Below are 12,042 nucleotides of genomic sequence, written 5' to 3'. Positions count from 1 at the left end.
GACGCTTTACTTCAGATATAATTTATAATATTTTAACATATTTTTTATTATTTTACCAGTATTCCTTTTCCCAGATAAAAAGAATAGATGATTTTTTCTTTCATTTTCCCGTCAGTAAGCCGTTCCAATGCCTCTGCATACACATCCAGCTGCGCCCCATATTTTTCTTTGAGAAAGTCTTCCTCCCTGTCAGGGACCCAGTCTGTCTTATAATCTACCAGCACAATGCCGTCCCCTTCCCGGAAAAATCCGTCTATGATACCCTGAACTACTACCGTCTCGTCAGCGTCCCAGCGCGCGTTCAGGCTAACCGCAGGTACGCCCATCATAAACTGTTGTTCCCGGAAAAGTTCCCCTGCTCTTGCCGCCGCCTTCATTCGTTTCCCCAGAGAAGAACAGCAAAACTCCCATATCTGCTTTACACTGATGCATCTGGCCATCTCCACCGTCAGTTTCCCCTGACTGGTAAGAGCCACTATCTGGGCTTCCACTGCCTCCGGACTTTCTGTTTTTTCAAAATCCAGACGCTCCAGAAGCCGGTGATAGGCCGTACCTCTCGCCGCACCGGAGAGCTCTCCCTTCTCTTCTTTCATAAAATCAGGAACATAGGGAATGACAGGGGACTCCTCCAGCAGCTCAAAAGAGTCTTCCCTTCCAAGACGCCCGCTCTTCACTTCCGATACAGTCACTTTAACGGGAACGTCCCGCAGATGCTCATAGGGATACGTAAAGGCAAACCTTTCCTCTATGTCTTTGGCTGCCTCTCTGTCATACACAGTCTTTGTATCCCAGTGCAGAAAACGCTCTCTTTGAACCTTTCGCATCCCCTGTTCCACCGCTTCCTCCTCCACAAGCGTAAGGGGAGAGATACGCGTTATCCGAAACAGAGATTCTTCTTCCCTTCCCTTGTGTCTGAACAGTGCGGGAAGGATCCAGTCCCAGTAACATCCTGCTTTTGACAGGACTCCATAGGGCAGAAGCTCCTCCTTCCGGCCCCTGAGCATCTGCCAGGATGCCGTCTTTTTCTCCAGATGGTCTATCGTGCCTGTAAGAATCAATTTTTCTTTGGCCCGTGTCAGCGCTACATACAGCACCCTCAGCTCTTCTCCCAGGTTCTCCAGAACAGTCTGGCGCTGAATGACCTTTTTATTCAGTGTGGGACACTTGGTACGCAGACGGTGGTCCATACAGTCAGCACCGATTCCCAGATCCGGATGCAGAACAAGCTTGCTTCTGGCATCCTGCTGGTTAAACCGTTTTCCCATCCCCCCCACAAAAACAATCGGGAATTCCAGTCCCTTGCTTTTATGAATGCTCATAATGCGTACCGTATCTTCATTCTCCGAGCTGACAGCAGCCTCCCCGAAATCCACTGAGTATTTCTGCAGGTACTCAATGTACCGGATAAAATTAAATAGCCCCCGGTAACTGGTCTTCTCAAAATCCATGGCCTTTTCCATAAGCATCTGCAGATTTGCCCCCCGAATCTCTCCGTCCGGCAGAGCTCTGGCATACTCCATATAGCCAGTCTCCCGCAGAATATCTTTAATCAGCTGATGAATGGGCGTATAAGGCACTTTTTTCCGAAGGCGCTCATAAAGGCTGAAAAAATGATGTATCTTTTCTTCCAGCCCCGTCAATTCTTCTCCCCTTTCTAACTTTCCCACAGTCTCCTCTTCCCAGGCAGCTAGGCTGTCATACAGAGACAATTCCCTGCATGCCCCTTTCACAGCTGCCATTTCCTCTGAGGAGAACCCGCCCAAAGGAGATGTCAGTACCCCTGCCAGCGGGATATCCTGCCTGGGATTGTCGCAGATATGCAGATAGTTTAACACAGTAACAACTTCCAGTGCTGAAAAATAGCCGGTCCTGGAGGTGACATTCACAGGGATCCCTTTTCCGTTCAGAATTCTTCCGAATACATCCGCCCACCCGGATATCGTTCTCAGGAGAATGACACAGTCTCTGTACCTGGCCGGCCGGTAGGTCCCTGTTTTTTTGTCCAGGACCTGTTCCCTGCCCACAATTTCAAGAATCCTGGAGGCCACAGCTCTGGCTTCCAGCTCTCTGTCGCTCTCCTCAGACTCCATCTCTCTCCACTCTTTCTCATCCTTTTCTACCAGCAGAACCTCTGTGGCGAGAAACTCCTCCCCATCCGCTTTTTCCGGAAAGACCGCACCGGGATACAAGGCCGCTTCATCGTCGTATTCCACTCCTCCCAGTTCTTCGCCCATAATCTGGCGGAAGATAAAGTTAACACCTGAAAGCACTTCCTTTCTGCTTCTGAAATTCTTGTGCAGGTCAATCCTCTGGCATTCACTCTCCCCCAGTGTATATTTGTGGAACTTTTCCATAAACAATTCAGGCCGCGCCAGGCGGAAGCGGTAGATACTCTGCTTAACATCCCCGACCATAAAAAGATTATATCTTCCCTGGGCCAGCCTGGACACACTGGTCAGAAGCTTTTCCTGAACAAAATTGCTGTCCTGGTATTCGTCTATCAGAATCTCCTCATACCGGTCTGCCAGTTCCCTGGCCGCGGCACTTGGCACATCCCCCTCCGCCCGGTGTTCCACAAGAATCTCAAGGGCAAAATGTTCCAGATCTGAAAAATCCAGAATGTTCTTTTCCCTCTTTTTTGCAGCAAATACGGACTGAAACCTAAGTGTAAGATCTATGAGTACCTGTACCGGCACAGCAGCCTGACGGATATTCTGCATTACCTCTTCCGGTTCAGAAAAGTAGTACTGCTCCCCAAGTTCTTTTACACTCTCCTTTGCCTGATTCCTCAGCTCTTTTACCAGCGCTCTGAAATTGTCGGATACGGTTTTATCCTTTTTGGAGGAAAGGCGCTGAAAGTTCAGGCTGCTGAATCCCTCCCACCGCTTCCGGTAAGTCTGTGCAGCCAGCAAAGCCTCTACCTGTCTGAGATCCGATTCCAGCGCATCCAGATACATATAGGGACCTTCCGCCCCCCCGGCAATCCGGACTGCCTGGCAGAGGATCTCCCTTGCCTCCTCCAGCGTATGTCTGGTATCACAGGCCAGAATCTCCATAAAAGAAGAGCTTTCCAGTTCCTCAATATTCTCCGCCCGGTATGCCTGCCGGCAAGCCTCAAGCCACTCTCCCGGCCATGGATAGCTCATAGAAAACTCATAAAGCTTTCGTATCATTTCCTCAATGCCTTCATCCGTTTTCCCTGTGGAATAAGACTCTATAAACTCTAAAAATTCCTCCTGTTTCCCGGCGTAAGCCTCTTCCAGAACTTCTGCGGCAACATCAGCTTTTAAAAGCTTCATCTCACCTTCTTCTCCCATACGGTATCCAGGATCCAGATCCGTCAGATGAAAATAATTGCGTACTACATAGGAACAGAAACTGTCTATTGTCATTATCTGGGCACTGTGTATCAGGGATGTCTGCCTCTGAAGGTGTTCATTCCCGGGGGACTTCTCCAGGCATCCCTCAATTGCCGCTCCGATTCTTTCTCTCATCTCCTGGGCAGCTGCCTTTGTGAATGTTACAATCAGCAGCCGGTCGATATCTATAGGATGCAGAGGATCCGTAATCATAGAAATAATCCGCTCTACCAGTACGGCTGTTTTTCCTGAGCCGGCCGCTGCACTTACCAGAATATTCCGGTTCCGCAGTTCTATTACCTGCCGCTGCTCTTTTGTCCACTGAACTCCCATACCTACATTTCCTCCTTCATTTTTTCCCACAGTTCCTCAGGCGGCAAAGCTCCCAGCCGGCGGAAAGAGTAACCGGGTATCTTCTCGTCAAAGCCGCATACTCCGTGATAAGGGCAGTAGGTACATGGGTTCTTCTGTCCCAGCTGATAGGGCGACACTTTAACATTGCCTTTTAGAATATCGGTTCCTATATCTCTGATTTTTTTGTCCACATATTCCCTGAGAATGTTAAACTGGTAGTCATTCACTGCCGCAGAAGTTCTTGAAAGACTGCCGTCTTTATTAAACGCCGCAGGGACCACGGAAGAGATATAGGGAGGTTCCCCGGCAAATCCCTGATCCATTTTCTCCAGAATCTCCTTTTCCCCTGTCACCAGCCCGTTTACCCTCAGATTCTTTAAAATTCTCTCATTCAGGTCCTCCAAAGACTCCCCCGGAACCTTGTCCACTACCGGATCCTTTATATTATAATAAAATATTCCCGCCGGCTTTACTTCCTTTCCAGGGTGCTCCTGCTGTTCGATTTCCACAGCCGCATTCAGGTACAGTACCAGCTGAAGCTGCAGGCCGTGATAGAGAGCCACCAGGTCAAAGCTGGTATTCCCGGATTTGTAATCAATCACTTTTACATAGACATGATTCCCGTCCTCGTAGGTATCCAGACGGTCAATTCTGCCCTTTAGCTTCATTTCCTCCTCCTCTGACAAAGCGATGTTCACACTTTTCAGAGAATCAGTCATGGAAAAGGACACCTCAAACCGCCTTGGAACAAAATCTCCCCGCTCTACCTGTTTCTGCAGCGCCCAGACGGTGCGGTTCATCATACGCTTTACCCTGGCAATCATGTACTCGTTTCTGGCGCTGCTGTGAAGCACTGTATTCCCGTAATCGTTTATGATTTCTTCCACGCTTTCCTCTACCAGCGTCAGACGCTTTTCCTCCCCCAAATCCCGCCAGCCGATCCCTAAAAGCCCCAGCTTTCTTGCAAAAAGCTCCAGCGCGGTGTGGAGGACATTCCCCATATCCATGGCATTAAACTGGTACTGGATTCTTTCCCTGAGTCCCAGACCATGTTCCAGAAAGTGGGCAAAGGCGCAGGCGGCAAAACGTTCCAGCCTGGTAGGACTATTTTCCAGTGTAGTGCCATACAATGCCCTTGCGGCGCTCAGGCTGATATGGTCATGAGGATTCGTATAAAAGGCAGCCTCTGCCAGCTTTTTAGCAGTGTCTCTGTAATTAGGCGATCGCAGATACCAGCTCCAGAGCTCCTTCCAGGCGTCCCGGGGTTCCCGGTCAAATGCTTCCCGGAACCCTTTGCTGAGATATTCCAGCCCTCTCACAGGGTTCTCCAGACACGGGGTCTCTTCCTCCATATCCCGGGGGGAGATCTCCGGAAAAATATGCTGTATGCTGCGGATAAGATAAGCAGGATTGGACGACTCTCCTTTTCCATTGGTTCTGGAATAAGAAAGAATCAGCCTGTCCCTTGGCTTAGTCATGTTAAGGTACAGATAAAAGCGCTGGTTGTCATGATTCTCCTTCTGTGTGGGCGCCAATTCTACCCTGGAGCCCCTCAGATACTCCCTGTCGATATCCGACAAAAGGCCTCCCCCGCTTTCTTTCCTGGGAATCACTCCCTCATTAACCCCTGCAAAAAAAAGAACACGCACATCCTTCAGTCTTGTCCTCTCAATATCCCCTACCAGCACCTGATCTGCACTGGGTGGGATCACCCCTACTTTTGCCTCCTGCAGCCCCGCCTCCAGAAGCTCCTGGAATTCCTTCACTGTAACTCTTTCCTCCCCCAGTACATCCGCCATCTTGTCCAGAAGTTCCATAATAATCTCATAGATCTGGCTGTATTCCTTCACCATGGCATATTCCCCTGCGCTTCTAAACAGCTTTTCCTGATGCTTCAGCTTTTCCTGGAGCCTGAAGCCCACAATAAACTGATAGAGGGCCGTGACACCCTCCCGAACCGTCAGCCCTTTTTTCTTCAGTGTACTGGTAAAAGGATGCAGCGACGACATCAGAAGGCTGCGGATCGCTTCCATTCGGACGGTTTCTCCCTCTTCCTGGCCCCGATACCTGCGGATCCACTCCTCCTCCCATCTCTTTGTTCCCCGAATGCCAAGAGCAATCACATAGTTCTCCAGAAGATCCACCTCTTCCGGAATCAACTCTGTAAGGCCGCAGCGGAGAAACCTAAATACGCTGTCATAGCTGTAATTGTCTGCGGCAATCTCCACTGCCGCCCGGATAAACTCAATAAAAGGATTCATTAGGACCGAGTGCTTCTGATCCAAAAAGCAGGGAATCCCTGCATCTTCAAATGCCCAGGCCGCATAGCTTGCATATCCCTCCATATCTCCCGTCACCACAGCAAAATCACGGTAGCGGTATCCCTGTTCTCTTACCAACCTCCGGATCTCATCGGCTGCCATTTCCATCTCTGACTGCGGAGTTCTGCAGATACGAATCTCAATCTCCTCCTGTTTGCCCGGATACGGCCTGCTGCCATAGCGGAAAATATTCTGCTCCAGATAGGCAAGAGCAGGACTGTGGGCAAATCTTCCCTGCTCATCCCTGTGAATACAGATTTCCTTCCCGACCTCTGTTCTGGTTCGGCGTGCAATCTGAAGAAGCCGGTGAACGGTCTGCTTACTCATAAAAAAGAGCTTGTGGGGACTCCCCGGACTGTATGGGTCCTCCTTCTCATCCAAGGTGATTACTGCATATATCTTTCCCGCCCTGGGGAAGATCTCTTCCAGAAGGCGGTACTGCACAGGTGTAAATCCGGTAAATCCATCCAGAACAACCACGCATTCCTCAAGCCGCTGCCACTTCCATATGACCCTGCAGAGCATCTCAAGCACCTGCTCTGCCGTGATATATGTTCCCCTGAGGTAATCCATAAATCCCTGGTATAAGATCTGGATATCCCTCAGCTTATAGTAAAGCTGCGGTTTATCTTCCACTGACCGGAGCATACGCTCCATATCCTCCGGTCCCACATGATACTGGGTGAATTCCGAAACGGTTGATTTTAGCTGGGCAATGTATCCGGGCTTTTTTATCTGCTCCTTTAAAACCTTCAGTTCTTTCTTTTTCTTCTGTGCTACTTTCCGGAGCACCAGACTTTTTCCGGTTTCCTCCAGCACCTGTCCCATATCTTCCCCTATCTCTTCCATAACCCGGAAGGCAAGGCGCTCAAAGCTTACCACATCAATATTCATGATCCCTCCTCTGGGATGCATGGCAACCAGGTCCTTCTGGGTCTGCATGGTAAACTGTTCGGGTACAAGAATCAGATACTGCCTCTTGGGATACTCCATTGATTCTTCTATTATTTTATGATAAAGGGTCCAGGATTTCCCGGAACCTGAATTTCCAAATACAAATTGTAACGGCATCCTATTACCTTTCCTTTCCTGTATGTTCAATATTTTAAATATTATAGCACAATCCTGCCTGGTTTTTGCATATTTTCCCCATTCCCATAATAAGTTATAAAAAGGAAATCAGGAGGGGTATTGCCATGAGTTCAAAAACCAAAATTGTAGTACTACATATGAAAGAAGTTATTTATACCGGTATCTTTGTTGTTCTCGCCATTGTTCTGGCTGTTCTGATGTTCATAATGTTCGGTTCTAAAAAGAATGATGAAGCTGCCAATGTCTCCAATCCGCGCTTCCATGCAGGCGTTTACAATACTTCCGTCACCTTAAATGATAATACGTTTGATGTGGAAGTAACTGTAGATGCGGATCACATCAATGCCATTTCTCTGGTCAATCTCAGCGAGACAACCACAGCAATGTATCCGCTCATGGAGCCAACCCTGGAGGATCTTGCCAGTCAGATATATACCACCCAGTCAACGGAAGGCATTACGTATTCAGAGGACAATAAATATACTTCCATGCTGCTCTTGGATGCCATTAATTCAGCCCTGGACAAAGCAGAGATAAAGTAACCCTGTATGCGAAGAAAGAGTCTGACAGGTCAGACTCTTTCTTCTTGTGTTTCCATGTTCCCTGCCCGGCGCGCACCAAAACAGAGGCCTTTCTATTCGTTTTCCAATTCTTTCATCCACACATCCGCACATGCGTCACTGGGCATCCTGAGGTCTCCTCTGGGAGATACCGCTACACTTCCTACCTTCGGCCCGTCCGGCAGGCAGGAGCGCTTAAACTGCTGAGAGAAAAATCTGCGGTAAAAGGTCTTCAGCCATTTTACTATCGTATCGTCGTCATAAACGCCTTTAAATGAAAGCTTGGCAATTCTTAAAATTTTAGACGGCGGAAAATCTGCCCGCAGCATATAATAAAGGAAGAAGTCATGCAGCTCATAGGGTCCTACCAGATCCTCCGTCTTCTGAGATATCACACCGTCCTTGGGCGGCAGAAGTTCCGGACTGACCGGTGTATCCAGCACATCCCGCAGAATAGATGCCAGTTCAGCCTCCCCGCAGTTGTCCGCATAGTAGCGCACCAGATGGCGCACCAGAGTCTTAGGTATGGAGCTGTTCACGCCGTACATAGACATATGATCCCCATTGTACGTAGCCCATCCCAGGGCCAGCTCTGACAGATCACCGGTGCCTATCACCATTCCCTGGCATTGGTTTGCAAGATCCATCAGCACCTGCGTTCTTTCCCTTGCCTGAGCATTTTCAAAGGTTACATCATGGGCCTCCATATCGTGTCCGATGTCCTTAAAGTGCTGCGTAACGGAAGCCCTAATATCTACCTCTTTTAAGGCCGCCCCCAGACACTCTGTCATTCTGCAGGCATTGGTATATGTTCTGTCTGTGGTTCCGAAACAGGGCATGGTAACAGCGAGAATATTCTTCCTGGGTATGCCAAGAAGGTCGAAAGCTCTTGCCGTCACCAAAAGAGCAAGGGTAGAATCCAAACCGCCGGAGATTCCGAGCACCGCATGGGTGCAGTTGGTATGCATCAGCCTCTTTTTCAGTCCCATTGCCTGTATGGTAAGAATCTCTTCGCAGCGTCTGTCCCTGTCGCCCTTATCCGAAGGCACAAAAGGAGCGGGATCAAAGGTCCTCTCCAGAGCAGTCTCCTGCACTTCAAGGCTGAATGGTACCCTGCAGTATCCTGTCTCATCTGCTCCGGGGAAGGTACTCATTTTTCTTCTCTCACTCTGCAGCCTCTGAATATCCAGATCGCCGTATACAATCTCATTCTTAAACCGTGTTCCCTCTGCCAGAAGCACACCGTTTTCCCCTATAAGGTTCCCTCCCCCAAATACCAGATCCTGGGTGGATTCGCCCTCGCCTGCTGTGGCATAGATATATCCGCATACCAAATTGGCAGATTGTCCTTTTACCAGTCCCTTCCGGTAGGCATCTTTCCCTATTACCTCATCGCTGGCCGAAAGATTCACGATTACGTTTGCTCCCGCCAGTACATGACGGATACTGGGAGGATTGGGCACCCAGAGATCTTCACAAATCTCTGCTGCCACTACCAGCTCCGGCATAGTATCACAGACAAACAGCTGATTCGTTCCAAAAGGAATTTCTTTGCCGCCGAAGGGGATCCATTCTATTTCTTTGTTGCCGGGTATAAAATGGCGGGCCTCATAAAATTCACAGTAGTTGGGGAGATTGATCTTCGGCACAATACCTATTACCTCTCCGCCGGAAATAACTGCAGCTGTATTATACAGTTTTCCTTTACACGCAAAAGGCGTTCCCACAAAGATCAGTCCGTCGATATCCCTTACCTCTTCCGCCAGTCTCAGGAGCTGTTCCTCTGCCTCCCTGATTAACGCATCCTGCCAAAACAAGTCCTGACAGGTATAGGCAGTGAGACACAGCTCCGGCAAAACCATTAACTTTGCCCCATGGGCCGCCATCTCACGTATTGTTTTTGCAATCTCCTTCTCGTTGTAGCAGCAGTCCGCCACCTTTATGCTGGGGGTTCCTGCCGCGGCTTTGATAAAACCCTGATTCATCTCTATTCCCCGCTTTCTGCAAATTATTTGCTCAGTGTATATAATTCTTTCAGTTCCTGGACATCAAAGATATAATTCCGGTTGCAGAAATGACAGTTTAGCTCCACTTCTTTTCCCTCATCTATCATCTCTTTCAAGTCCTTCCTGCCTACGCTGATCAGTGCTTTAGCCACTCTTTCCTTACAGCAGTTGCAGTAAAAACGAGTGCTGAGCCTGTCATTATATTCAATCTCCATTCCTTCCAGCAAGGTCTCCAAGATAGCTTCCGGTGTATAGCCTTTTTCCAGCATTCCTGTCACTGAAGTAATCCCGGACAGATTTTTTTCCATCTTGCTTATCACCGCCTCCTCTGCAAAAGGCATCAGCTGAATGATAAAGCCCCCGGCCTGTTTTACGGTATTATCCTTTTCCATAAGAACCCCAAGGCCTACGGAAGAGGGCACCTGCTCGCTGGTAGCAAAATAGTAGGTAAGATCCTCAGCAATTTCACTGGTCTGGAGAATCGTCTGGCCAGAATATGGTTCTTTCAGCCCCAGATCCTTAATCACATTCAAAAGCCCCACACCCACTGCGCCAGCCACATCCAGCTTCCCATTCTTGTTGGCCGGCAGCAGTACATTGGGATTCCCTACGTATCCTTTTACATTTCCTTTACTGTCTGCTGTTACCGTAATTCCGTTCAGGGGACCTCCCGCTTTTATCTGCAGCGTCAGCAGATCTTTGTCCCCCTTCATCATAACTCCCATCATAGCCCCTGCGGTCAGCAGCCTTCCCAGGGCCGCTGTGGCTACAGGACTCGTATTATGTGCAGCTCTCGCTGTCTCTACCAAGTCTCTTGTTGTTGCGGCAAATGCCCGGATCTGATTGCCGGCTGCTGTCGCTCTTACAATATAATCTCTCACTTTTTTATCTCCTTATACCGATTTTTCCACTTCCCGGGCCAAAAAATAAACCCTCTCACTCTCACTGTCCGGTTCTTCTCTGGTAAATGCCTCATACACACTGACAAACTGAAGCCCAGCCTCTTCCAGCAATTCTCTCACCCGCCCGACAGAGTAGGCTTTCTGATAATGCGTCTCCTGATACTTTCTATACAAAAGTGTTTCCTTTTTCTCAGGAATGAACAGGGTAAGATCATACTCATTGATCTCCTCCTCCCGGTGATAATAATTATCCCAGATAAAACTCCCGTCTTCCCGGTTCTCTGCAATTGTACTCTCTCCCAGGATCTCCTCATACTTATACCGGGTATTCATATCAAAGATAAAGATTCCCCCGGGATCCAGATAATTATTCACCAGCCGGAATACCTCCAGCAGCTCCTCTTCCTCTAGGATATAGTTCATAGAGTCACAGATACTCACTGCCGCTCTTACCGTTCCATACAGCTCAAACTCCCTCATATCCTGCAGGAGATACAAAATATCCAGCCCGCTCTCCAGCTTCTTCTCCTGGGCAATCTCCAGCATTTCCGCAGAGTTGTCCACACCAATCATATCATATCCCATCCCCGCCAGCACCTGTGTAAGACTCCCCGTCCCGCATCCCAGATCCAGCACCAGGCCGTCTTCAATTCCATATTCTTTTAACAGACCGCTCACATACGCCCCCCATTCTTCATAGGGGATATTATCCATAAACATATCATAAACTCTTGCAAAACTTTGGTACGCGGACATTAGATTCGCCTCTTTTTTATCGTATTTTTCTCATAACATAGTATCAAGTTTTTGTGGTAAGTGCAAGAAAATTATAGTTTTGTGTATATGAAGCTCGAGGTGAAATAGTCGGCGAGCGGAGTGTCGCAGACGGACGGTCAAGGGAGGAGGTCTTGGGGCCAGGGGTACTGTGTGGATCTGCTTGCTACTGCGTTTCTCCTCAGCTAACTGCCTGGCCGTTCACTAAGAAGCTCAGGAAAGCCTTCGCTCCTAAGTGACCGCCGGCAGTGGATCTTCGGACGCACTCCGTAGTCTGCGCAGATCCACACAGTACCCCTGGCCCCAAGACCTCCTCCCTTGACCTGGCAGAGACTCACTTCACATTCACGGAAAACGGTGGGAAAGGTCGAGAGTTGTACACTTTTCCTCTTATTTCGCACTATTGTCCGCTTGATGTTTTGGATAAATAGCGAACCCCCTGGAACTTCCCTATACCCAGGTGAGAGGAATGCTGCGGCAGCGGGCTGGCTGGTTCGTACGGGAGGAAGGCTTAAGTTCCGCGGACGATTCCGCAGGAGTGACTAGAGAGACTTAGGCAAAACCGGGATTCACGCTGGAGATTTTTTCGGCAGTCAGGGCCGAAAAAAAGTGAGCATGTGCAGAGAATGCACATAAGGCATTCTTTGCACATACGAACGGTGCTCCGGCGGGGA

General features: G+C 49.0%; 5 protein-coding genes and 1 pseudogene. 1 reads left to right on the top strand and 5 read right to left on the bottom strand.

The window, feature by feature from the left end:
* Positions 1-47: 47 nt before the first annotated feature.
* Together addA and addB are read right to left on the bottom strand one after the other, a co-directional pair.
* Complete coding sequence (gene addA / locus ACGHCT_RS05355) at positions 48-3,692, bottom strand: helicase-exonuclease AddAB subunit AddA (RefSeq protein ID WP_390438783.1); 3,645 nt, start codon at positions 3,690-3,692, stop codon at positions 48-50.
* Between the two features lie 2 nt (positions 3,693-3,694).
* Positions 3,695-7,105 (bottom strand): helicase-exonuclease AddAB subunit AddB, encoded by a 3,411-nt coding sequence (gene addB, locus ACGHCT_RS05350; protein WP_390438781.1) that lies wholly within the window; start codon positions 7,103-7,105, stop codon positions 3,695-3,697.
* Between the two features lie 125 nt (positions 7,106-7,230).
* On the opposite strand from addB, the gene ACGHCT_RS05345 reads away from it, so the two are divergent.
* Entirely contained in the window at positions 7,231-7,668 is a 438-nt protein-coding gene (locus tag ACGHCT_RS05345; protein ID WP_072849295.1) for a hypothetical protein, read from the top strand.
* Positions 7,669-7,760: 92 nt separating this feature from the next.
* Here ACGHCT_RS05345 and ACGHCT_RS05340 read toward each other — a convergent pair whose 3' ends face one another.
* From ACGHCT_RS05340 to ACGHCT_RS05330, 3 genes and pseudogenes are all read right to left on the bottom strand, one after another.
* The gene (locus ACGHCT_RS05340; protein WP_390438778.1) at positions 7,761-9,671 is read right to left on the bottom strand and encodes an NAD(+) synthase; all 1,911 of its coding nucleotides are present in this window, start codon (positions 9,669-9,671) and stop codon (positions 7,761-7,763) included.
* A gap of 23 nt (positions 9,672-9,694) precedes the next feature.
* Positions 9,695-10,573 (bottom strand): Hsp33 family molecular chaperone HslO, encoded by an 879-nt coding sequence (hslO, locus tag ACGHCT_RS05335; RefSeq protein WP_390438775.1) that lies wholly within the window; start codon positions 10,571-10,573, stop codon positions 9,695-9,697.
* A gap of 12 nt (positions 10,574-10,585) precedes the next feature.
* Positions 10,586-11,374, bottom strand: a pseudogene (locus tag ACGHCT_RS05330) (class I SAM-dependent DNA methyltransferase); the annotation flags it as partial.
* Positions 11,375-12,042: the final 668 nt, after the last annotated feature.

It is taken from the genome of Lactonifactor longoviformis, from assembly GCF_042848515.1.
Lineage (GTDB): Bacteria > Bacillota > Clostridia > Lachnospirales > Lachnospiraceae > Lactonifactor > Lactonifactor longoviformis.
Note: the sequence above shows the minus strand (reverse complement) of the source record. Positions and strands in the feature narration are given on the sequence as shown.